Below are 22,869 nucleotides of genomic sequence, written 5' to 3' on the forward strand. Positions count from 1 at the left end.
CAGCAGCAGCCGTTCCACTCGCCATGGTGTCTGCATGCAAATCGGATGTGCCGGGACAGCCCAGTGCCAGCTCAAGTTCCACTAGTACCGCTGCGCCCTCTTCGAACGGGCACGAGAGCCACACGAAAGCGCCCAGAGTGGCCAGCCCGTTGGAACCGGCCAAGTACGTCGAGTCACCCTGCACGACGCTGACTCAGGAGCAACAGCAGGAATTCAACGTCCGCGGTCCTGGCACGCCTCAAGACGTCGAAGGAGACCCGAGCTGTCGCTGGGAGATCGGGTCGAACGGGGATACGAGTATCAGCCTGACGTTCGCCCGCAAGCTTCCCGATGGCCTGAGCCACCTATACGCCCTCGACGAGACTGGCTGGTGGAAGAACGGCTACTTCGAGCCTGCAACCGTGAGTGGCTATCCAGCTGTTTACAACGGGATCTCGGATCTACGCGACGGCGGCAGTTGCGGTATTTCCACTGCTGCCACGGACACGATGTTCTTCTCGGTAGACCTTCAAGCTAGGCCAGGCAACGACAGCTGCGTGGCTGCGAAGAACGTGGCAACAGCTGTGATCGAAACCATCAAGAAGGGGGCTTGAGATGGGAGTGATGAACGGCCAGCAGATCTACGAGAACTTCGCGAACGCCCCCGGCCCGGGTGGGCTCGAAGCAGCGCAACGGCAGCTAGTCGAGGTCCGTGTCGAGTACGGCCGCCTCCAGGCCGAGATCACCAGGGCCGCCGCGGCCCTCGAAGAACACTGGCAAGGCGACGCCGCCGGTGCCGCCCAGCGCGGTGCGGGCCCTCTCGCCGTCGCGCATGGCCAGGCGGGTGGCGAGATGGAGTTCGCCGACAACCTGCTCAGCACTCAGGTCGCCAGCTTCCACGCCACCAAGAACGCGGTCCAGCCCGTGCCGCCGATCCCGCCGATGCCGGCCTCGTTCGACGAAATGATCGAAGGCGGGGCCAAGAACTACTTCGAGGCCACGACCGCGTCGAACAACGCGGCGCAGAGCAACGTGTCGGTCATGGACGGCTGGACCAAGATCTCCGGCGACAACGGCGCGAGGATGCCGGTCACCTACGGCACCATCGACCCGGGCGCTTTCAGTGTCTCGCAGGGGGCTCCCGGCGAGAAGCCCGGAGCGATCGACGGGTTCCGTGGCGCACCGGAGCAGCGCAAGAAGACGCCGAGGACTCCCGGCCAGACTCCGGCTCCGAAGCCGGGCACGCCTCAGCCAGGCCCCAAAGAGTCCACTGTGGACGTACCGAAGCAGCCCGTACCTGTCGCGAAGGGCGAAGACCAGACGACGCGGCCGGTCGAGGATCACCCGAAGCCGAACCCCATCCGCACCCCGATCACGGACGTGCCCCGCCCGCCGATCAGCGGACCGCCGATCAGCGGCAACCCGAACTGGCTCCCGCCGGTCACCGGACCCGGCGTACCCGGCGGCCCGGGACGCACCGGCGTACCGGGATCAGGGCCAGGAGCGGGACGTCTCAGCGGGCCCGGCGCGGGCCGGATCGGCGGGCCGGGAACCGCCGGACCGGGTACTGGCGGCGGCACGGGCGGGCGGCTCGGGGGCGGGCCGGGCTCGGGTTCCGGAATGGCGGGCACGCGCGGCATCGCCGAGCCGGGCATGCGCGGCGGCGCGGCCGGGAAACCCGGCGTGGGCGGGATGGCGCCGGGAGCGGCCGGGCAGCGCGGCAAGGGCGGCGAGGACGACGAGCACCAGCGCAAGTACGTGCTCGACGACGATTCTCACTTCCTGCCCGGCGAAAAGGGCGAGAAGATCGTCGATCCGACGACCGGCATGTCCCCGACACCTCCGGTCATCGGCAAGTAGATGGTCTGGTTCACCGAGCCGGAACGGTTCGCGGTGGATCAGCTCGCCGCCCTGGTCACCGAGACCACGGGCGGCGAGCTGCACCCCGTTCTCGCGCCGCAGGCGGTGTGGCTGGACGACTCCGCCCGCGCCGAAGCCACCAAGGCGCTCAAGTCCGCGAAGGCCCGCTACGGCGGCGATCCGCGCGACGCGGACGAGCCCGACTTTCGTGACATCGCCGTCCTGCTGTCCAGCCCGGCGGAGGCGAGCTTCGGCTGGATCGCCGACACCACCACGGGCGTCAACCTCGGCGTGCTCGTCGCGGGATCCGTCTGGTTCCGGCTCATCGCGGTGCGGGACGGCGACGACGTCTACGTGCGCACGTTCCACAAGGATCGGCTCACCGGCGTGCTCGCGGACGTCCTCCCCGCGGACGTCGGCAAGTCGCCGGTCCCCTCGATCACCGTGCTGCGCTCGGAAATGCAGGCACTGAGCCGCGAGGTCGTCGGAGCGGTGACTCCCAGCGCCGACGTCCGGCGCGCGCAACGTTTCGCGTCGCTTCAGCCTTGGGTGATCGCGGAGCTGTACATGGAGACCAGGAAGTCCGACGGGCACCGCGTGGTCAGCGATCCCCTGCGGGTCTACGACACCGACGAGGGCCGCTGGATCGTCACCGCCGTCAAGCACTACGACGACGAGCGCTTGACGCTCACGCCCGCGAGCGCGCGGGACGTCGCCACCGCCCTCGAACGCGTCCGCGACGCGCTCAGCTCTTGACCAGGGCCGCCCACTCGCGGACACCGGCGGCGTCGACAGCGGCATCCCAGCCACCAGGACGGACCGCACTGCCGATGTGGAAGGCGCGCACCCCGCCCGCCCGCAGCAGATGCACCTGCTGCGCCCGCAGGCCACCGCCCACCAGCAGCTGCGGCCCGTCCGTACGGCGGGCGAGCTGCTGCAGCACCGAAAGACCGTGCGCCACCCCGTGCGGATGCCCGGCGGCGAGCACCGTGTCGCAGCCGAGCGCGGCCAGCTGGTCGTAGGCGCTCAACGGGTCCCGCGCGCGGTCGATCGCGCGGTGGAAGGTCCACGGCAGGCCGTCGAGGTCCTTGACCAGCGTCTCGCAGGAGTCGACGTCGATTTCGCTTTCCGCGTCCAGGAAACCGAAGACGAACTCGCGCGCCCCCGCGTCGATCAGCCGCGCGGTTTCCGCGCGCAGCCCGTCGAGGTCGCCGGGGGCGAAGGACATGTTGTCCCGCACCATGACCCGGACCGGGAGGTCGGTGGCGCCGAGCACGTCGCGCACTGTCTCGAGTGACGGCGTGAGGCCGTCGCTGGCCATGTCGCTGACCAGTTCGAGGCGGTCGGCCCCACCCTCCTGCGCGCGCTCCGCGTCCACCGCGTTGAGCGCGATCACTTCCAGCAGGCCGGTTTTCGAACTCATGGACCTTCCAATTCGCTTATGCCGAGGGGTTGTCGTCACCCCGGGCGTGGCGACCGCGCCGGAAACCGCCTTGCAGGCTGGTCATCCGTTCGCGGACCGCTTCGGGGGAAAGTGAGAGTATCGGCCTCTCCCCTCGCGGCTTATCCGGCCTGTCGTCCTGCGACCGCGCCTCCGGGACGGCGGCGGGCAACACCGGCCAGGTGTCCTCCGCCCCGTCCTCCTGTTCGAGCTCATCGGGCGTCGGCCAGGCGTGCTCGGCTTCAGGCTCAGGTTCCGGCTCGGGGGAAGGCTCGGGAGCCGTTTCCTTCGCGGCCACCGGCTTCAGCGCCGGCTCGGTCGGCTCGTCGGGATCCTGCGACGGTTCCTCCGGCCAGGCTTCCGCCCCGGCCTGTTCGGCCGCCTTCACCGGCTCGAACGACGGCATGGACGGCGGACCCGGCTCAGCGGGCGAAGGACCCTCGCGCGGACCGCCGTGATCGAACCACTGCGAAAGCACGTCGTGGTACTTCGGCATCCGCTCGGTCGGCGAGTCCATCTCCAGGTGGTTGCCCGCGTCGTCGTCCGTCGAGGGCCATTCCGGTGCCGTCTCGCGCTCGACGACGGGCGCACGCCGTAGCGGGCCCGGTTCCAGTACGGGCGCGAACCTCGACTCCTCCACGCTCTCCTCAGGCTCGGGAAGCGGAGGGACTTCCAGCGGCGGTTCCGGTTCCGGCTCGGGCGTGGGCTGCACAGGCGCGGGTTCCGGCATCGGCGCGGGCTGCGGCGCGTCGGCCATGAGCGCCGTGGGCACGAGGACCGTCGCGGTGATCCCGCCGCCGGCGGCGGACTTCAGCCGGACGTCGATGCGGTGCCGCACGGCCAGCGTCGCGACCACGAACAGCCCCATCCGCCGCGAGACCTCGACGTCGACGTCGGGCGGATTCGCCAGCCGTGTGTTGGTCCGGTCGATCTCCGCCTGCGGCATCCCGGCGCCGTGGTCGGTGATCTCGATCAGCCACTCGCCGCGGTCGGTCACCCGGCCTTCGACCTGCACCATGGTGCTCTGGTCCGAATAGCGCGTGGCGTTCTCCAGCAACTCGGACACCACGTGCACGAGGTCGTTCACGGCCTCGCCGCGCACCGCGACCCGCGGCTCCGCACCGAGTTCGATGCGCTGGTAGTGCTCGACCTCCGAGAGCGCGGCTCCGATGATCTCGTCGGCCACGACGACGCCGCCGTCCTCGCGGACGACGTCGGTCCCCGAAAGCACCAGCAGGTTCTCGCTGTTGCGCCGCATCCGCGTCGCGAGGTGGTCGAGTTCGAACAGCCCGGCGAGCGTGTCGGGGTCCTGTTCGTCGGCCTCCATCCGGTCCAGCACGGAAAGCTGCCGTTCGACAAGATCCTGGCTGCGCTGCGACAGGTTGACGAACATCGCGTTGATGTTCTCCCGCAGCATCGCCTGTTCCCCGGCCAGCCGGACGGCCTCGCCGTGCACCGCGTCGAACGCCCGCGCCACCTGGCCGAGTTCCTCGCGGCTGAACACCGGCACCGGCGCGACGGCCAGCCGTCGGCGCAGGTTCTCCGGTTGTGGCTCGGGATCGCTGAGCAGGCCTTCCACGGCGGCGGGCAGCTGGCGTTCGGCGACGTCCAGCGCGCTGCGCCGCAGGATCCTCAACGGCCGCAACAGGGAACGCGCGATGATCACCGAGAGCACGCCGGCCACCATCAGCACCGCGAGCACGATGCCGCCGTCCCAGATCGCGGACGTTCTCGCTTGCGCCGCAAGGGTGTCCGTGCGTTCCTGCAACTGGACGAGCAGCGCCTGCTGCACCTGGTGGGCCAGATTGACCGTATAGGTGGCGGAGGTGTCCCACTTGTCCGCGTCCAGCCCGCCGAGCCCCTGGTCGTTCTCCGCCCGGATGAGGGCGGATTCGACGATGTCGTTGCCGATGTCGACGATCAGGCCGATCACCGTGTCGTCGTACATCCGCTGCTGTTCGGGCGTGGCGAAGGTGCGGAAGTCGTTGCGGGCGGCGGCGAGTTCGGCTTCGGCGCCGAGCAGCGCGCGCGTCCGGTCCCGGTTGAGGCTTCCTTGGGCGAGCGCGGCCGCCAGGATTCCCCGTTTGACCGACATCTGGTCCTTGATCCGGGCGAGCGCGTTCCCGGCGAGCCGGAGTTTCGCCAGATCCGGGTCGGAGACGTCGGCGGCGGTGGAATCGCTGATGTCGAGCAGGCCGGAGATCAGTTCGCTGTAGGAGCGCAGCACCGCGTCGGCGGGAAAAGCGGAGTGCTCCGCGGAAAACCGCAGACCGGAGAGCACGCGCAGGCGATCGCTGGTCAGCTGCAGGCTGGTCGCGGCCTTGTCGCCGAGCCGGCTCTTGCTTTCGCCGAGCGTGCGGTCGAAGGCGCCGATGGCCTCGTCGGAGCGTTTGCGCTGCTCGGTCAGTTCGGAGACGTCGCCCTTGCGATCGCCCGCGACGAACCGGGTGGTGAGGTCGCGTTCGCGCTGAAGCTGGTGCACCGCCTCGGCGACCGTGCTGTCGACCCGGCCGCGGGTGGCGAATTCGGCCAGCTGCTGGGCATCCCGCAGATCCGAGTTGACCCGGAGACCGACGAGGGCGACCACCGCGAGCGCGGGAATCAGCAGCACCACGAAGAGCTTTGTGCGCAGATGCCAGTTACGGAGACGCCATCTACCGCCGACGCGCGGATGTCGTTCCGCCGCGTCGCCCCCACGGGGACGCTTGTCGCGACGGGTCACCTGGTTTCCTTTTCCCACCACGGGACCCTTTCCCGTGGCTGACATCGGGGACGAGCGCCCGAACCTACTGTAGAGTAACAAGGTTCGAGAACGATCGAAAGCCGCGCTTGTGCGGCGTCTCCCGCAGGCGATCGTATGGGGCTCAGACCATACGATCCAGAAGGAGGAGCACATTCTCTCGGTAGGTGAGCGGTGACGATCATGCGCAGGCTGGGGATTTCGCTGGTAGCGGCTCTGCTGACGACGACTGGTTGCGGAGTGTTTTCCGGTGGTGACTCGACCTCGGAGGCACCCCTCGAACGAACTGAACTACGGATCGGCGTCAGCAACCCCATCGACACCGCCCCCCTGAGGATCGCCGTGGCGGACGGGAAGTTCAGTGCCGCCGGACTTTCGGTCACCCTCGTCGATGTCGCCGCCGACCAGGCGATCAACAAGCTCTCCGCGGGAGAGATCGACATCGTTTTCGCCAGCGATGTGTCGATCTTCCGCGCCGCCGCGGCCGGGACGGCGCTGCAGTTGCAGGGCGAGGCCTACACCGCCGGCCGCAACACCATGGCGCTCGTCACACTTCCCGGCTCCGACTACACCGAGCCGACGGTGAAGCGGTCACCGAAGGTCGCGGTGAACATGCTCGACGACGTCGGCGTGCTGGCGGCCCGTTCGGTGCTCGCGACCGCGGGCGTCGATGTGACGAAGATCCAGTTCAAGCAGCACCCGTTCGACCGGATGCCGCAGGCGTTGCAAGCGGGCGAGGCCGACGCCGCGTGGATGGTCGAGCCGTACATCACCAGGGCCGAGAAGGAACTCGGTGCGAGCATCCTCGCCGACGGCGGCCGCGGCGCGACGCTGGACTTCCCGATGTCGGCCTACGTTTCGGCCGGCGCGTTCGGCCAGGGCAACGTGCGCACACTGGCGGCGTTCCGGAAGGTGCTGAGCGACGCGCAGGTGCGCGCCGCGGACCCGGCCGTCGTCCGCGACGCGCTGCCGACGTTCTCCGACATCGACCGGACGACGGCCTCGCTGATCTCGCTCGGGACGTACCCGGTCTCCCTCAACGGCATCCGGCTGCAGCGCGTCGCCGACCTGATGCACAACTCCGGCATGATCGGCGCCCGGCTCGACGTCCAGGCACTCGTGCCGCGCTAAATATTTTCCCCGGTGGGCCGCAGGCAGACGGTGCGTTCGGGCGGCCCCGCGTAGTGCAGGGCGGTGTCGTCCGACGCGCAGGCCGTCTCCGACGAGCCCTGCATCACCACCACCCGTGACTCCGCGCTGATATCCGAGCAGCGGACCTTCGCGATCCGCGTCTCGTGCACGACGTCACGCAGGCAGTCGCCGGTCTCGACGTTCAGCGCCAGGCAGAGCGTCGACTTGGCCTTGCGGTCCGACGAGCTGCCGAACAACTCGAACTGGACATAATCGGCACCGCGGCACTCGGAGGCGCCGGTGCGCACCTGGTCGACCCGGAAGGTCGCGCGGTTCGACGTGCAGCTGACGGTGTTGTAGCTCTGGCCGCCGCCGGCCTCGTCGGTCAGATAGAGGCACTTGCCCGCTTCGAGCGTGGTGAGCCCGCTCGACCGCGAAATCCCCCAGGCCGCCAGGCTTCCCAGTCCCAGTGCGGCGACGACCCCCAGCACGATGGACACCTTCGCCAGCACGCTCAGCGGTGTCGGCCTCGGGAACGGCGTCGGCGGTCCCACTTCCGGCATCCCGGGCGGCATCCCTGGCGGTGGCCCGGGCACGTTGAACGGGTCGTACTCGGGCGCCCCGCCGGTCGGTGTAGTCGTCAAGATCCCCTCCAGTCACCTCCCGCACATCCTTCCACCAGCGGTGCCGCGGCGGGCGCCGGTGTGGCCGGAACGTATAAAGGAGGATGTGACCGATGGCCCGCTGATCGTCCAGTCCGACAAGACCGTGCTCCTCGAGGTCGACAACAGCCAGGCCGACGACGCGCGGATCGCCATCGCGCCGTTCGCCGAACTGGAACGCGCGCCCGAGCACGTCCACACCTACCGGATCACGCCGCTGGCGTTGTGGAACGCGCGCGCCGCGGGCCACGACGCCGAGCAGGTCGTCGACGCGCTGACGACGTACTCACGGTTCCCCGTGCCCCAGCCTCTGCTGATCGACATCGTCGACACGATGGGCCGGTTCGGCCGGCTGCAGATCGCCAACCACCCGGCGCACGGCCTGGTCATGGCGACCACCGACCGCGCGGTGCTGGAGGAGATCCTCCGGCACAAGAAGATCAGCCCGATGCTGGGCGCGCGCATCGACGAAGACACCGTCATCGTGCATCCGTCCGAGCGCGGGCGGCTCAAGCAGGTGCTGCTGAAGGTCGGCTGGCCCGCGGAGGACCTCGCCGGTTACGTCGACGGCGAAGCGCATCCGATCGAACTGGACGAGAGCGACTGGGAGCTGCGCGACTACCAGCGCAAGGCCGCGGAGGCGTTCTGGGCGGGCGGGTCCGGCGTCGTGGTCCTGCCTTGCGGAGCGGGCAAGACGCTCGTCGGCGCGGCGGCGATGGCGCACGCGAAGGCGACGACGCTGATCCTCGTCACGAACACCGTGGCCGGGCGGCAGTGGAAGCGCGAACTGATCGCGCGGACGTCGCTGACCGAAGAGGAGATCGGCGAATACTCCGGCGAGAAGAAGGAAGTCCGGCCGGTCACCATCGCGACGTATCAGGTGGTCACGCGCAAGACCAAGGGCGAGTACCGGCACCTGGACCTGTTCGACTCGCGTGACTGGGGCCTGGTGGTCTACGACGAGGTCCACCTGCTGCCCGCGCCGGTCTTCCGGATGACCGCGGACCTGCAGTCACGGCGGCGGCTGGGCCTGACCGCGACCCTCGTGCGCGAGGACGGCCGCGAGGGCGACGTGTTCTCCCTCATCGGGCCCAAGCGGTACGACGTCCCGTGGCGCGACATCGAGGCGCAGGGCTGGATCGCGCCGGCGGAATGCACCGAGGTCCGGGTGACCCTGACGGACGCCGAGAGGCTCGCGTACGCGACGGCCGAGGCCGAGGAGCGGTACAAGCTGGCGGCCACCGCGGACACCAAGACCAAAGTGATCAAGTCCCTGGTGGACCGGCACCCCGGCGAGCCGACGCTGGTCATCGGCGCCTATCTCGACCAGCTGGAGATGATCGGCGACGAACTCGACGCACCGGTGATCCAGGGCGCGACGCGGAACAAGGAACGCGAGGAACTCTTCGACGCGTTCCGGCGCGGGGAGATCAGGACGCTCGTGGTGTCGAAGGTCGCCAACTTCTCGATCGACCTGCCGGAAGCGTCGGTGGCGATCCAGATCTCCGGGACGTTCGGTTCGCGGCAGGAGGAGGCGCAGCGGCTGGGACGGCTGCTGCGGCCGAAGGGCGACGGACGGCAGGCGCACTTCTACTCGGTCGTCTCACGGGACACCGTCGACACCGAGTACGCGGCGCACCGGCAGCGCTTCCTGGCCGAGCAGGGCTACGCGTACCGGATCGTGGACGCCGACGACCTGATGCGGCCGATCTGACCCCCACCCCCGCCTGACCCGCCGGCCTGACCCGCCGCAAGTCGTCCTCTGGTTGCGGTACTTGCGCATGCAAGTACCGCAACCAGAGGACGAAACGCGAGATCGTCCGCAGGATCCCGCAAACGGGGTATCGAAAATTGTCGGTGGTTCGAACTAGTGTTCGGTAGAGTTGTCCGAACACCAGTTCGAGGGGAAGCCGATGACGATCGCACCGTTCCGCCCAGGCACGCCGCCCGTCCAGACCCTGCCGCCCGGCCGGTGGCACGGCCGCGTCTGGGTGTCGGACCTGCCCTTGGCCACGCCGTCGCGCTACACGGCCTGCGTCGCCGAGTTCGACCGGTCCGGGCTGTGGCCGGTGCTCATCCCGCACGACCAGCGGTTCGCGGTCAACGGCGAGGACTGGATCGACGACCGTGGCAGGCTCGCCCCGGCCGATCACCGGATCGCCTCGGCGGACCCGGCCGATGTCCTGGCCCGCTGGTGGGACACCTCATGCTGCGACGGCGCGTGCCTGCGCCCGTTCGGCGCGAAGTTCCCCGGCCTCGCCCGGCGCCCCTCGCGCCGCGCGGATCCGCTGGCCGAGGCGGGCAACACCGGGTCGATCCTGGCCACCCGTGCCCCGCACCGGCTCGCGCTGGTGCAGACGGAGCGGCCCGCGGACATCCCGGCGATCCTGGGCTGGACCGGCATGATCAAGGCGACCGACCAGGTCCACGAGCTGTCGGCGGTCCTGCGCAGCTGGGAGGACCGCTTCGGCGCGACGCTGACAGTGCTGGGCTTCGACTCGCTGGAGTTGTCGGTGGCCGCACCGCCGCGCACCCAGGGCCGCGCGCTCACGGTCGCCGCCGAGCACCGCTCGTTCTGCCTGCCCTCGTTCGCCGGCCAGCCGGGCAACCTGCGCGAGTTCGCCGCCGACCTGGTCCAGACTCGCCGCTGGCAGTTCTCCTGGGCCTGAGCAAGCGTTTGCGCCGAGTGGAGAGGGGAAATTCAGAGCAGAGCGGAAAGGCGGTGATCGACGTCGCCGAGATCAGGATCGGCACCTCAGGCTGGCGCTACCCGCCCTGGCGCGGGGACTTCTACCCCCGTGGCCTGGTGCAGCGCCGCGAATGGAGTATCTCTCCCACAGGATGAACTCGGCCGAGATCAACGGTTCGTTCTACTCCCTGCAGCGTCCCGAGCGTTATCGCGAATGGGCCGAGCAGACACCGGACGACTTCGTCTTCGCCGTCAAGGGCGGCCGCTTCATCACGCATATGAAGCAACTTCGTGACTTCGAGACGCCGCTGGCGAACTTCTTCGCGTCCGGCGTCCTCGCGCTCGGGCGGAAGCTGGGGCCGTTCCTCTGGCAGCTGCCACCGCGGCTGGCGTTCGACGCCGAGCGCATGGAGACGTTCTTCGGTCTGCTACCCCGCACCGGCCACGCGGCGGCCGAGCTGGCGGGCAAGCACGACGACAAGCTGAAGTCCGAGCCGTACACCGACGCGAAGCCGCGCCGGAAGCTCCGGCACGCGGTGGAAGTGCGGCACCCGAGCTTCGCCGAGCCGGAGAGCATCGAGCTGTTCCGGAAGCACGGCATCGCGCTCGTCGTCGCGGACACGGCGGGAAAATGGCCACTCGTCGAGGAGATGACGAGCGACGACTTCGCCTACGTCCGCCTGCATGGGGACGAGGAGTTGTACGTCAGCGGATACAGCGACAAGGTGCTCAAGCGGTGGGCACGCAAGATCGAGAGCTGGCATCGCGACACGTACGTCTACTTCGACAACGACGTGAAGGGCGAGGCCCCGAAGAACGCGATCACGCTCGCGAACCTCGCTCACGCTGCATAGTCAGCGCACAGTGAGCGGCGTCCTGTTAGGTGATTCCCGAGGACACGGGCGTGCTCGCGTGCTGCGACTGGGGGTCGGCACGCCGGGCGCCCGTGCCTCACTCAGCTCTTCACCACCTCGCCGCCGACGAGCGCGGCGAGCTTCGTCCGGACGTCTTCGGCGTCGGGATGGGCGAGCTCGGTCAGCACCCGCACCGAGCGCAGCCAGCAGTCGCGCGCCGACGAGGGATCACCGAGCCGCAGATGGATTCCGCCGAGCTGGGCCAGCACGTCGGCCGCCTCGTAGAGCTCGCCGTGCGCGAAGAACATCTCGACGGCCTGCCGCATGCAGGCGATACCTTCGTCGTTCCGGCCGAGCCCGACGAGCGCGATGCCCTTGGTGTGGAGGGTGAAGCGGTTCTCGTCGGACAGCAGGTGCGACGCCAGCGCCATGGCCTGGTCGGCGAGGTCCAGCGCCTGCTGGTAGCGGCCCGCGTCGGTGCAGATGTCGCCGAGCGCCTGCAGGGCGCTGGCCTCCATCCCGGCGCCGACGTTGTACTCCCGGATGAACCGCAACGCCCGCGTCCCGTACTCCCACGCCGTCTCGGTGTCGCCGCGGCTCCCGCTGGCCAGGGTGAGGTTGTAGAGGGCCCGCGCCTCGCCCTGCCGGTCGCCGACCTGCTGCTGCAGTTCGAGCACCTGCTTGAGGTAGCCAGTGCTCTCCTCGTACTGCCGGGACACCCCGCAGGCCACGCCGAGCCCGCTGAGGATCGCGGCCTCGCCGGAACGATCCCCGATTTCGCGGGCGGCACGCAGCGCCAAGCCGAACACCGAACGCCAGTCCTCCAGCCGGGCCCGCACGATGAAGTACGACTGCAGCAGCCACGCGAGCTGCCAGCACTCGCGGTGCCGTCGCTCCCGGTACGCGACGTTCACCCCGGCGATGAGGTTGCCGGCTTCCTCGTCGAACCAGTCGAGCGCCTGCTCGTAGTTCCCGAACTTCAGCCCGGCGCCGTCGAACCGCTCCGGCTCGACGAGCCGGTAGTGCCGGTCGGAGCGCAGCAACCTCGACGCGTTCAGCGCCGACGCCAGGGAGGCGTGAAGCAGCCTGTCCAGCACGTCCGCCCGCACGGCGGGCCCGTCCACCTTCGCCGACAGCTCGGCCGCGTAGGCGCGGATCAGGTCGTGGAACTGGTACCGGCCGGGCCGGGACCGGGCGATCAGGTGCGCGGCGGTCAGCTTCGCCAGGTCCGCGTGCGCTTCCGCGATGTCGACGCCGGCCACCGCCGCCGCCATGGGCACGCTGAAGTCGCCACCGGTCGGGAGGCCGAGCAGGCGCAGCATCCGCGCGGCACGCTCGTCGAGTGCCCGGTACGAGTACGAGAAGACGGCCCGGATGTTCGTCTCGTCGCCGTCCGCGAGGTCGAACGAGCCCAGCCTGTCCTGTTCGGACTCCAGCAGTCGGACGAACTCCCGCAGCGGAAGATCCGGGAACTGCGCTGCCCGCACCGCGAGGATCCGGATGGCCAGCGGCAGCCCGCCGCAGTAGCGGACGAACCGTTCGGTGGCCTCGGGATCCTCGGCGACCCGGTCCAGCCCGATCGTCGAAGCGACGAGGGCGATCGCGTCCCCGTCGGGCAGTTCCTCCAGCGCGACGCGCCGCGCGCCGTGGGTCGCCACGAGCGCCTGCAACTGCCAGCGGCTGGTCACCAGCACCAAGCAGCCGGGCCCGGGCAGCAGCGGCCGGACCTGTTCGGTGCTGGCGGCGTTGTCGACCAGGATCAGCATCCGGCGGCCGGCACTGTAGGTGCGCCAGGTGGCCGCGCGGCCGTCGACGTCGGCGGGGATCTGATCGGCCGGGACACCGACGGAGGTCAGCATGGTTTCGAGCGCGGTGGCGACCTCGAGCGGCTCCCCGGGGCCGTAACCGCGCAGGTTGAGGTAGACCTGCCCGCCGGGAAAACGGTCTCCGACCTCGTGCGCGAAATGGATGGCGAGGGTGGTTTTGCCGATGCCGCCCATTCCCTCGATCGACGCGATCGGTGTCGACGTCTCGGTGTCCAGCGCCTCCGGGACCAGTTCGCGCAAGGCCTTGAGGTCGCGCTGACGGCCGGAGAACACCCGGAGATCCGCCGGGAGCTGGCGCGGGATCAGCGGTTCCGCGCCGAGCCGGTACCGCGTCAGCCCGGAGTCCAATGTGGTCTCGCCGGACTCTTCGCCGGTCAGGATCGCCTGGTGCGCGCGCCGCAGCGACGCGCCGGGGTCGAGCCCGAGTTCCTCCGCGAGCACCGCGCCGATCCGGCGGTAGACGTTCAGTGCCTCGGCCTGCCTGCCGGAGCGGTACAGCGCGAGCATCAGTTGCTCGTGCAGCCGCTCCCGCAGCGGGTTCTCCCGGCACAGCCTGGTCAGCTCGGGGACGACGGTGGCGTGGTCGCCGAGCGAGATGAGCGCGTCGGCCCACTGCTCGCGGACCCGCAACCGCTCCTCGCCCAGCTGATCGGCTTCGTCCCGAAGCAGCGCTTCGGAGTGGACGTTCTGCAGAGCCGGGCCGCGCCATTCGGACAACGCGGCGGCGAACCGGTCCGCGGCCGAGCGCGGATCGCCGGCCCGGACGGCGTCCGCGCCTTCCGCGGCCAAGGAGCGGAATCGGGTGAGATCGAGCAGCCGCTCGTCGAGTTCGAGCAGGTAGCCGCCCCGTTCGGTGCGGATGGTGACCTCGTCGCCGAGCGCGCGGCGGACCCGCAGGATGTAGGTCTGCAGGGCGCCTTTGGACCGCCGCCGGTCGTCCGGCCACAGCCAGCGGCCCAGTTCCTCGACCGGCACCACGGTGTTCGCGCGCAGCAACAATCCGGCCAGCACGATGAGCGGTCTGCTGCCGCCCAGGGGCACCGGCAGCCCGTCTGCCGTGACCTCGGCGGGCCCCAGCACGCGAAAGTCGAGCGCCACGCCGCTCATTCTGTCCGGAATCGACGGAATCGGCACGTGATTCCGGTCTTACTGACGGTGGCATGATCGGCGTCGATGGACGTCTACGCGATTCCCCTGCGCACCCGGTTCCGCAACATCACCGTCCGTGAAGGACTGTTGATCCGCGGTGACGCCGGCTGGGGCGAGTTCTGCCCGTTCTCGGACTACTCCGACGCCGAGAGCGCGCCGTGGCTCGCTTCCGCGCTGGAGGCGAGCGATCGCGGTTGGCCGCTGCCGGTGCGGGACAGCGTCGAGGTGAACGCGACCGTCCCGGTGGTATCGCCGGAGAAGGCGTACGAACTGGTGTCCGCGTCGGGCTGCCGGACGGCGAAGGTGAAGGTCGCCGATCCGCGGGTCAGCCTCGCCGATGACTGCGCCCGGGTGGAAGCGGTCCGGGCCGCGCTGGGCCCGTCGGGAGCGATTCGCGTCGACGCGAACATGGCCTGGGACGTCGACACGGCGGTCAAGGCGATCGCCGAGCTGGACCGGGCGGCGGGCGGGCTGGAGTACGCCGAGCAGCCGTGTCCGTCCCTTGAGGACCTGGCCGCCGTCCGCCGCCGGGTCGAGGTGCGGATCGCCGCCGACGAGTCGATCCGCCGGGCGGAAGACCCGCTCAAGGTGGCCGTCGCGGGCGCGGCCGACGTGGCCGTATTGAAGGTCGCGCCGCTGGGCGGGGTCCGGCGTGCGCTGGAGGTGGCCGAGGCCTGCGGCCTGCCGTGCGTGATCTCCTCGGCTGTCGAGACGAGCGTCGGCCTCGCCGCCGGACTGGCGCTCGCGGGCGCACTGCCCACTTTGGACTTCGCCTGCGGGCTGGGCACGATGTCCTTGCTGACCGGAGACGTCTGCGGCGACTCACTGTCTCCTGTGGACGGTCGCCTGCCCGTCCCGCGACAGGCTCCCGAGCCGGATCTCTTCGGCGCGCATGCCGCTTCCCCCGAGGTCCGTGCCGCTTGGGAGGACCGCTTCACCCGGGTCCGCGCCCACCTCCGGATGCTATGAACGAGTCTTTCCTTGCAAATTTTGCAAGGAAAGACTCGTTCATAGCACTTGACTGGACCTCAGCTGCAGTGTTCCAGCGGGGATTCGTAGCTCACAGCGCCCGCGGAGCCGCCCCACTTGACGCACTTCGCGCCCGCGGCCGCGGCCACCGGACCGGCGTAGTACTCGAAGCTGCCGGAGTCGGTCTTCCTTTGTGTGCCTTCCACTTCGAGGAACGCCGAGACCGCGCTGCCCGTGCCGACCGACGTCGCCTTGATCGTGGCGACGCAGTTGTTCTTGTTGGTGCCGTTGTAAAGCAGGTACGTGGTCGCGGCGCTGCCGAGCGCCTGCGAGTCGATCACCTTGTAGCCGTCGCCGCACACCTCGACGGCGTCATAGGGATTGGGGTTCCCGGTGCCGCCGCAGGTGTTCTTCGAAGTCACGTTCGCGTTGGGGTAGCCGAACTTCGCGCCGTTGAAGTACGCGGGCTTGATGTTGCTCGGCCAGGTCGAGTCGTTGGTACGGACCTCGTAGTGCAAGTGGGGGCTGATGTTGTTGCCCGGTTTGGAGGTGTTGCCGACCTCGCCGATCTTCTGCCCCTGCGCGACCTGGGCGCCGGCCGAGACCGAGCGGACCTTCAGGTGCGCGTAGTAGGTCGACCATCCCCCACCGTGGTCGATCTTCACCAGGTTGCCGAAGCCGTTCTGCGAACCCTGGTGCGCCGAGGTGACGATCTTGCCCGCGGCCGCCGCGACGACGGTGTCACCCAGGTCGGCACCGGCGGAACCGCCGCGGTTGAAGTCGATCTCGTACGCCCGGTGCGCGCTGCTGTTGTCGTTGTCGCCGTTCCACGTCTGGTTGCAGGGGAACGGAAGCTGGAAGTTCGGACGCGGCCCGACGGCGGCCTCGGCCGCGGTCGCGGTGATCGCCAGCCCGGCCATGCCCAGCAACGCGGTGGCGGCCGCGGTGATCACTCGTCTGATTCTCATCGGATGTCCTTTCTCGGCGTTTCGCGAGAAGCGTCCCGAAAGGGCATACAAGCGAGATACAAACGACCACGAGCCCTCCTGGCCGAGGGGTCGCCAGGAGGGCTCGTGTCGCCGCCGCACCGGACCCGTCCGCGTCAGCGGCGATCCGGTGCTCTTCCTCAGTGCGGCCCGTTCACCCCCGGTCCGCGCGGGGGTGTCTAGCCGACCCGCTCGATGATGGCCCGGCGGATCAAGAATTTCCCAGGTTCGCGAACCTGTTCGAAGGCGGCGTTGTTGAGCAGCGCGCAGCTGCCGGAAACCCCGGTGACCTCGACGGTCGTGGACTTGTCGTTGTCCAGGTTCGTCACCTTCAGCTGCGTGCCCGCAGGGAATTCGCTGCTCGACGCGGCGGGCGCGCCGCCCTCGCCGGAAAGCGTCACGGTGGAGCCCTCACAGACGACGTCGCCGCCCCCTGCGGCCGCATCGTCCTGCCCAGCGGCCTCGTCCTCGGCCGCCATCGCGTCGTCCATCCCGACGGCTTCCTCGGCGTCGGCCTCCGCCTTGTCCGCGGCCTGATCCTGCTGCTGCCCACCGCCGTCGGCCTGCACGTTCCCGGTGCAGCCCGCGGTCTCGCGGCGCTGCTGGATGAGGTCGACGACGGCCTGCCGGTTCACGATCCGTGCCTCGGACAGGGCGTCCGGGGCCGCCTTCTGGCCGGCGATGAAGTTCAGGTTGTTCTGGAGTGCCGTGTCCAGCCCCTGGCAGCTTTCCGAGGCCTGTCCATCCGGAGTGCTGACCGCGAACATGGCCGCGGCGATCGCGGCCACTCCGAGCACAGACGCGATGCCGATCGTCGCGCGTTTGCGGTGTTTCCCGGCGCTGTTCCTCATCCGTGTTCCTCCGGTCTGATTCCTCCCTCACCCACATCTGGAGATACGGTCAGATAACGAAAGTGGTTCAAACCGATTTCAGCCGAGCCAGGGTTTCGTGATCCGCGCGTACGTCCCGTCGTTCAGCGCGAGGTGCAGCCACTGGTCCGTCCATTCCTTGAACACGACGTCGCGCGGGAGCAGGTACGCCTTCTCGGAGAAGGTGAACGGCTCATCGGGGTGCACCGCGCACAGCCGCGGATTCTGCTTTGCCTGCCAACGGGTTTCGGTGGCGTCGGTGATCATCAGATCGGCGCGCCCGGCGAGGATCTCGGCGAAGATCGTGTTGTTATCCGGATGCCGGACGATGTTCGCCTGCTTGAGGTTCGCGTCGGCGAACTGTTCGTTGGTACCACCGGGATTCACGATCGCCCGGACGCCGGGACGGTCGATCTGCTCCAGGGTCCGGAACCGGTTTTCGTTCTCGCACAAGGTGATCGGCGTCTTGCCGTCCCTCAGGTAGGGAACGGTGTAGAACCCCTTCTTCGCGCGATCCAGGGTCACCGAAACGCCGCCCATCGCCAGATCGCATTTGCGCCCGACGTCGTCGGCGATCGCCTTCCAAGTGGTCTGAACCAGCTTCAGGCGGACGCCGAGCCGCTGCGCGAGATCGCCCGCGAGCTCGATGTCGATCCCGCTCCACGCACCGGCGGCGTCCCGGTAGGTGAACGGGCGATAGTCCCCCGTCGAGCACACGCGGATCTCCCCGCGGGTCTGGACGACATCGAGCCTGGTCTGTGCGCCATGGCCCTCGGGTGCGGCACTGGCCGTGCCGATCCCCAGCACGGTCAGCACCGCGACCCCGAACGTGAGCGCTTTCGCCTTGATCGTCATCAGGGCATTGTGCCCACCCTCAGGGGTCCGATTCCAGGGTCGGATCCGGGCCGTTCCCCGATGTGCCCGGGGTCGTTCCCGGGCGAACATTGAGCCATGACGAACAGCGTGTACACCCCCCAGGCCACCAAGAAGCTCTACCGCAGCCGCACCGACAAGATGGTCGCGGGCGTCGCCGGCGGCTGGGCCGCCTACCTCGGAGTCGACGCCGCGATACTCCGCATCGCCCTCGTGGCCAGTGTCTTCGTCACCGCCGGGTTCGCGATCCCGGTCTACGTCGCCGCTTGGCTCCTGACTCCGGAGCAGGCCGGCGACTCCTGAACAGGCGCGGACGCCGCGTGCAGGGGCCGCGGCGTCCGCTGACCGCCGGGGGTAGGGGAAGCGCGTGAGGGCCACCCTCAGGGACTCTGAGTCCCTGAGGGTGGCCCTCACGCGCTGCGCGACATCGTCACTGGAGACGAAGAAAGGCCCGGACGCGCAGAGCGCATCCGGGCCTTTCGGGGTGGTGCTTCAGCGACTTAGAAGTCCATGCCGCCCATGCCACCGGACGGGTCGGCGGGAGCGGCCGAGGCCTTCTCCGGCTTGTCCGCCACGACGGCTTCGGTGGTCAGGAACAGCGCCGCGATGGAAGCGGCGTTCTGCAGCGCGGAACGGGTGACCTTCGTGGGGTCCGGCACGCCGGCGGCGAGCAGGTCCTCGTAGACACCGGTGGCGGCGTTCAGGCCGTGACCCGTGGGGAGGCCCTTGACCTTCTCCGCCACGACGCCGCCTTCGAGGCCGGCGTTGATGGCGATCTGCTTGAGCGGCGCCTCGACGGCGACCTTGACGATGTTGGCACCAGTGGCCTCGTCGCCCTCGAGCTTCAGACCGGCGAAGGCAGCCTCGGCAGCCTGGATGAGAGCGACGCCACCACCGGCGACGATGCCCTCTTCGACGGCGGCCTTGGCGTTGCGCACTGCATCTTCGATGCGGTGCTTGCGCTCCTTCAGCTCGACCTCGGTGGCGGCACCGGCCTTGATGACGGCCACGCCGCCGGCCAGCTTCGCCAGACGCTCCTGGAGCTTCTCGCGGTCGTAGTCCGAGTCCGAGTTCTCGATCTCGGCGCGGATCTGGTTGACGCGACCCTGGATCTGGTCGGCGTCGCCCGCACCCTCGACGATGGTGGTCTCGTCCTTGGTGATGACGGCCTTGCGAGCCTTGCCCAGCAGGGAAAGGTCCGCGTTGTCCAGCTTGAGGCCGACCTCTTCGGCGATGACCTGGCCACCGGTCAGGATCGCGATGTCCTGCAGGATCGCCTTGCGGCGGTCACCGAAGCCCGGGGCCTTGACGGCGACGGACTTGAAGGTGCCGCGCATCTTGTTGACGATCAGGGTGGCCAGAGCCTCGCCCTCGACGTCCTCGGCGATGATCAGCAGCGGCTTGCCGGACTGGATGACCTTCTCCAGCAGCGGCAGAACGTCCTTGACGGTGGAGATCTTGGAACCGAAGAGGAGGATGTAGGGGTCCTCGAGCTCGGCTTCCTGACGCTCCGGGTCGGTCACGAAGTAACCGGAGATGTAGCCCTTGTCGAAGCGCATGCCCTCGGTGAGCTCGAGCTCGAGCCCGAAGGTGTTGCTCTCCTCGACAGTGACGACGCCTTCCTTGCCGACCTTGTCCAGCGCCTCGGCGATGAGATCGCCGATGGTGCGGTCAGCGGCCGAGATCGAGGCGGTAGCAGCGATCTGCTCCTTGGTCTCGATCTGGACGGCCATCTTGTGCAGCTGCTCGGTGATGGCCTCGACGGCCGCCTCGATGCCGCGCTTCAGGCTGATGGGGTCGGCCCCGGCGGCGACGTTGCGCAGACCCTCGCGGACGAGAGCCTGGGCGAGCACGGTGGCGGTGGTGGTGCCGTCACCCGCGACGTCGTCGGTCTTCTTGGCAACTTCCTTGACGAGCTCGGCCCCGATCTTCTCCCACGGGTCTTCGAGCTCGATCTCCTTGGCGATGGAGACACCGTCGTTGGTGATCGTCGGCGCGCCCCACTTCTTTTCGAGCACGACGTTGCGGCCCCGCGGGCCGAGGGTCACCTTGACGGCATCGGCGAGGATGTTCAAGCCACGCTCGAGACCGCGGCGGGCGTCCTCGTCGAACGCGATCAGTTTGGCCATTTCGGTGTGGTCCTCCGGTATTGGGCGCCGCCGCGCGCTACTCAGCGCGGCGGCAGGACTCTTTCCTCGGCCAGGCTCGGTGCCCGCGACGGACGACCCACCCGGTTAAGGGTGCGGCCTCACCTTCCCGACCTCAGGCGAGCGATCGGTGATCGCCTGCCTGGCACTCGACGGCGTCGAGTGCTAATACCGTGTTTAGCACTCTCCAGGGTCGAGTGCAAGAACCGCAGGTGAGCGGGTCGAAGTGTCAGCTGCTCGGCTTGATGCTGATCGACGTCGGCGGGGCCTTCAGGGACGACTCCGGCGCCTGCGACTGCGAGCCGCCGGGGCCGACCGGGATGTTCGGCGCGGTGGTCTGCGGGCCGTTGCCGCCCGAGTCACTGAAGATGAAGATCGCGGCGACGATCGCGCCGGCGACCACGAGGACGCCGACGATGATCCAGATCCACTTGGCGCCGCCGCCCTTCTTGGGCTGCTGCTGGAAACCGCCCTGCTGCTGCGGCGGGGGCCCGTAACCCGGGGGCGGGCCCTGCTGGAAGCCGCCCTGCTGGGGGTAGCCGCCTTGCTGCTGCGGCGGGCCGTAGCCGGGCGGCGGACCCTGCTGCTGGTAGCCGCCCTGCTGGAAGCCACCCTGTTGCGGCGGCGGGCCGTATCCCGGGGGCGGGCCCTGCGGCGGCGGACCCTGCTGGCCCGGTCCCTGCTGGCCATAGCCCGGCTGCTGCTGACCTCCGTACGGATGCACGGGGCCCCCCTCTCCCTGTGGCGGCGTGTTCTGCCGTGGCGCCTGCTGCTGAGCCGTCTGCTGGACCGGCGCGGGCGTCGCGGTCCCGGGCGGGCCCGGGGGCTCGTTCGACGTCGCGAGCGAACCCAGCGCGAGCCTGGCGGCCGCGATCATCTCAACACAGTTCGGGAACCGATCGGCGGGATTCTTCGCCATTCCCTTCCGGATGACCTCGTCGATCCCGGCCGGCAGGCCGACGATCCGCGAGATCGCGGGGGGTTCGCCGTTCAGGTGGCCCTTGATGACCGTCTGCACGTCGCCTTTGAAGGGCGGGCTGCCGGTCAGGCAGGCATAGAGGACACAGGTGAGCGCGTACTGGTCGGTGCGGCCGTCCAGCGGTTCGCCGCGCAGATGCTCGGGCGCGGCGTAGGTGGGCGAGCCGAGGAAGTCGCCACCGCGGGTCCGGTGCCCGGTGGCGCCGCGGCGGGTCAGCCCGAAGTCGGCGACGTAGACGTGCTCGCGCGAGGTCTCCTTGCTGGTGACCAGCACGTTCGCCGGTTTGACGTCGAGGTGCACGAGACCGCGGTTGTGCAGGGTGTCGAGTGCGTCGGCGACCTGGTCGAGCATGGTGAGTGCGCGGATGGGCGCGATCGGGCCACCGGAGATGAGGCCGGCGAGGTCCCCGCCGTCGACCATGCGCATGGCGATGTAGAGCATGCCTTCGAGCTCGCCGAAGTCGTACAGGGGCACGACGTTGGCATGGTCGATCGCGGACGTGTTCCGCGCCTCGTCGACGAAGCGCTCGCGGAACTCGGCGTCGGCCCCGAGGTGATCACCGATGATCTTCAGTGCCACCTTGCGTCCGAGCCGCACGTCCGTGGCCTTATAGGTCACGCTCATGCCGCCCTTGCCGAGCACACCGTCGATGCGGTAGTTGCCCAGCCGGCGACCGGTCAGGTCCCCCGACTCATCGCCTGTCACGCAGCGCAGCCTAACGCGCCAGTTCCGGCTGCTGCCGGGGGTTGGCCCGAACCGGGGCCTCCGGGTTCAGGAGACCTTGCGCACGTCCGCCGCTTGACTACGCCCGTCACGCCCGGACTGGACTTCGAATTCCACACGATCACCTTCGTCGAGCGTCCGGAACCCGTCGGCCTGAATGGCCGAGTAGTGGACGAAGACGTCGGGCCCTTCCGTGGATTCGATGAATCCGTAGCCCTTTTCCGAGTTGAACCACTTGACGGTGCCGACAGTCACGGCGCCCTCCCTCAGCACGGGATCCGCCGCCTTCTCTGCCCCGGACGGCGGTTTCGAGTGCAGTTCACGCTACCCGAATTACCGGCCTCGGCAATGGTCGATTCGCCCTAAGGTCGTCACTGAGAAAGCCGCCTATTGCGCGCTTGCACAAGGACGCGTCCTGGGCCCGCGAAGTCCAGAGCGAGCCCTTCACCGGTGCGGACCGACTGCGGGCCGGACGGATCGATCGCCCGCAGACGGCACTGGACGGTGTCCGGATAGGCCAGCAGGAAATCGGGGCGGACGGTGACGAGCTCGCCCGCTGTCAGCTCGAAGGCGTCGACAGGGCCCTGCGCGGCCAGCACGAGCGGACCGGTGCCGCTGTAGTGCTCCAGGAAACCGGAATCGCCCCCGAAGAGTTTCTGCAGCGGCGCCCAGCCCGGGTCCTGCCGGATGGTCGCCGGGCGGGCGAGGATCGCGTCGCGGCTCACGCACCAGCCCGATCCGCCGGTGAACTCCAGCGGATGGACGTCGCCCGCGGTCAGCGGCGCGAAGTCGATCCAGCCGCCGCCTTCGGGGGCGTTGAACACCGACGGCGCGGATTTGCTCGCCCGCGAACCACCGCGGGCCGGCACGGTTTCGGTGATGCCGAAGCTGCTGGCCAGCATGGTGTTCCCGGCGGCCTGGACGGCCTCGCCGGGGGACAGCAGGATGCGGGCGACCCCGAAGTTGGGGGTGTGCCTGGTCTGGATCCGCAT

At 69.2% G+C, this 22,869-nt stretch carries 19 protein-coding genes and 1 pseudogene; 9 read left to right on the top strand and 11 right to left on the bottom strand.

Going from position 1 to position 22,869, the window contains the following annotated elements:
* Positions 1-23 precede the first annotated feature (23 nt).
* From ACLJRL_RS09185 to ACLJRL_RS09195, 3 genes are read left to right on the top strand one after another with little or no spacing between them, the layout of a single operon-like run.
* On the top strand, positions 24-593 hold the full coding sequence (locus ACLJRL_RS09185) for a DUF3558 domain-containing protein (protein ID WP_410656160.1): 570 nt from the start codon (positions 24-26) through the stop codon (positions 591-593).
* A gap of 1 nt (position 594) precedes the next feature.
* On the top strand, positions 595-1,839 hold the full coding sequence (locus tag ACLJRL_RS09190) for a hypothetical protein (RefSeq protein ID WP_410655647.1): 1,245 nt from the start codon (positions 595-597) through the stop codon (positions 1,837-1,839).
* Positions 1,840-2,595 carry an ESX secretion-associated protein EspG gene (locus ACLJRL_RS09195; RefSeq protein ID WP_410655648.1) on the top strand — a complete coding sequence of 252 codons (756 nt, stop codon included), beginning with the start codon at positions 1,840-1,842 and terminating at the stop codon, positions 2,593-2,595.
* Here the strand turns inward: ACLJRL_RS09195 and ACLJRL_RS09200 are convergent.
* On the bottom strand, positions 2,585-3,262 hold the full coding sequence (locus tag ACLJRL_RS09200; protein ID WP_410655649.1) for a copper homeostasis protein CutC: 678 nt from the start codon (positions 3,260-3,262) through the stop codon (positions 2,585-2,587). The two genes, ACLJRL_RS09195 and ACLJRL_RS09200, sit on opposite strands and share 11 nt — an antisense overlap.
* A gap of 16 nt (positions 3,263-3,278) precedes the next feature.
* Positions 3,279-6,002, bottom strand: coding sequence for a nitrate- and nitrite sensing domain-containing protein (locus ACLJRL_RS09205; protein ID WP_410655650.1), 2,724 nt, complete (start codon positions 6,000-6,002; stop codon positions 3,279-3,281).
* 192 nt (positions 6,003-6,194) lie between these two features.
* Here ACLJRL_RS09205 and ACLJRL_RS09210 point away from each other — a divergent pair, with 192 nt between their 5' ends.
* Positions 6,195-7,151: an ABC transporter substrate-binding protein gene (locus ACLJRL_RS09210; RefSeq protein ID WP_410655651.1), complete on the top strand. Its 957-nt coding sequence runs from the start codon at positions 6,195-6,197 to the stop codon at positions 7,149-7,151.
* Here ACLJRL_RS09210 and ACLJRL_RS09215 read toward each other — a convergent pair.
* Positions 7,148-7,795 carry a hypothetical protein gene (locus tag ACLJRL_RS09215; protein ID WP_410655652.1) on the bottom strand — a complete coding sequence of 216 codons (648 nt, stop codon included), beginning with the start codon at positions 7,793-7,795 and terminating at the stop codon, positions 7,148-7,150. The two genes, ACLJRL_RS09210 and ACLJRL_RS09215, sit on opposite strands and share 4 nt — an antisense overlap.
* An 85-nt stretch (positions 7,796-7,880) precedes the next feature.
* On the opposite strand from ACLJRL_RS09215, the gene ACLJRL_RS09220 reads away from it, so the two are divergent.
* The 3 genes and pseudogenes from ACLJRL_RS09220 (at position 7,881) to ACLJRL_RS09230 (ending at position 11,356) form a co-directional block, all read left to right on the top strand.
* Positions 7,881-9,527 carry a DNA repair helicase XPB gene (locus tag ACLJRL_RS09220; protein ID WP_410655653.1) on the top strand — a complete coding sequence of 549 codons (1,647 nt, stop codon included), beginning with the start codon at positions 7,881-7,883 and terminating at the stop codon, positions 9,525-9,527.
* A gap of 199 nt (positions 9,528-9,726) precedes the next feature.
* Entirely contained in the window at positions 9,727-10,482 is a 756-nt protein-coding gene (locus tag ACLJRL_RS09225) for a DUF4253 domain-containing protein (RefSeq protein WP_410655654.1), read from the top strand.
* 53 nt (positions 10,483-10,535) lie between these two features.
* A pseudogene (locus ACLJRL_RS09230) lies at positions 10,536-11,356 on the top strand (DUF72 domain-containing protein).
* A 101-nt stretch (positions 11,357-11,457) separates the two neighbouring features.
* On the opposite strand, the gene ACLJRL_RS09235 reads toward ACLJRL_RS09230, so the two are convergent.
* Complete coding sequence (locus ACLJRL_RS09235; RefSeq protein WP_410655655.1) at positions 11,458-14,289, bottom strand: BTAD domain-containing putative transcriptional regulator; 2,832 nt, start codon at positions 14,287-14,289, stop codon at positions 11,458-11,460.
* Positions 14,290-14,355: 66 nt separating this feature from the next.
* Between ACLJRL_RS09235 and ACLJRL_RS09240 the strand changes: the two genes are divergently transcribed.
* Positions 14,356-15,300, top strand: a complete 945-nt coding sequence (locus ACLJRL_RS09240; protein ID WP_410655656.1) for an o-succinylbenzoate synthase — start codon at positions 14,356-14,358, stop codon at positions 15,298-15,300.
* A gap of 59 nt (positions 15,301-15,359) precedes the next feature.
* Here ACLJRL_RS09240 and ACLJRL_RS09245 read toward each other — a convergent pair whose 3' ends face one another.
* The 3 genes from ACLJRL_RS09245 to ACLJRL_RS09255 form a co-directional block, all read right to left on the bottom strand.
* The gene (locus tag ACLJRL_RS09245; protein ID WP_410655657.1) at positions 15,360-16,268 is read right to left on the bottom strand and encodes a M23 family metallopeptidase; all 909 of its coding nucleotides are present in this window, start codon (positions 16,266-16,268) and stop codon (positions 15,360-15,362) included.
* A gap of 197 nt (positions 16,269-16,465) precedes the next feature.
* The gene (locus ACLJRL_RS09250) at positions 16,466-17,137 is read right to left on the bottom strand and encodes a hypothetical protein (protein WP_410655658.1); all 672 of its coding nucleotides are present in this window, start codon (positions 17,135-17,137) and stop codon (positions 16,466-16,468) included.
* Positions 17,138-17,215: 78 nt separating this feature from the next.
* Positions 17,216-18,010, bottom strand: a complete 795-nt coding sequence (locus ACLJRL_RS09255; RefSeq protein ID WP_410655659.1) for a transporter substrate-binding domain-containing protein — start codon at positions 18,008-18,010, stop codon at positions 17,216-17,218.
* A gap of 96 nt (positions 18,011-18,106) precedes the next feature.
* Between ACLJRL_RS09255 and ACLJRL_RS09260 the strand changes: the two genes are divergently transcribed.
* A complete protein-coding gene (locus ACLJRL_RS09260; RefSeq protein WP_410655660.1) occupies positions 18,107-18,331 on the top strand; it encodes a PspC domain-containing protein in 225 nt (74 codons plus the stop codon).
* Positions 18,332-18,528: 197 nt separating this feature from the next.
* On the opposite strand, the gene groL is transcribed toward ACLJRL_RS09260, so the two are convergent.
* The 4 genes from groL to ACLJRL_RS09280 all read right to left on the bottom strand — a co-directional run bounded on the left by groL (position 18,529) and on the right by ACLJRL_RS09280 (position 22,869).
* Positions 18,529-20,157 carry a chaperonin GroEL gene (groL, locus tag ACLJRL_RS09265; protein ID WP_410655661.1) on the bottom strand — a complete coding sequence of 543 codons (1,629 nt, stop codon included), beginning with the start codon at positions 20,155-20,157 and terminating at the stop codon, positions 18,529-18,531.
* A 247-nt stretch (positions 20,158-20,404) separates the two neighbouring features.
* Entirely contained in the window at positions 20,405-21,859 is a 1,455-nt protein-coding gene (locus ACLJRL_RS09270; protein WP_410655662.1) for a serine/threonine-protein kinase, read from the bottom strand.
* A 66-nt stretch (positions 21,860-21,925) separates the two neighbouring features.
* On the bottom strand, positions 21,926-22,132 hold the full coding sequence (locus ACLJRL_RS09275) for a cold-shock protein (protein WP_247058582.1): 207 nt from the start codon (positions 22,130-22,132) through the stop codon (positions 21,926-21,928).
* Positions 22,133-22,248: 116 nt separating this feature from the next.
* Positions 22,249-22,869 carry an AIM24 family protein gene (locus ACLJRL_RS09280; protein WP_410655663.1) on the bottom strand — a complete coding sequence of 207 codons (621 nt, stop codon included), beginning with the start codon at positions 22,867-22,869 and terminating at the stop codon, positions 22,249-22,251.

The sequence above is a fragment of the Amycolatopsis sp. lyj-112 genome (assembly GCF_046549055.1).
Classification (GTDB): Bacteria; Actinomycetota; Actinomycetes; order Mycobacteriales; family Pseudonocardiaceae; genus Amycolatopsis.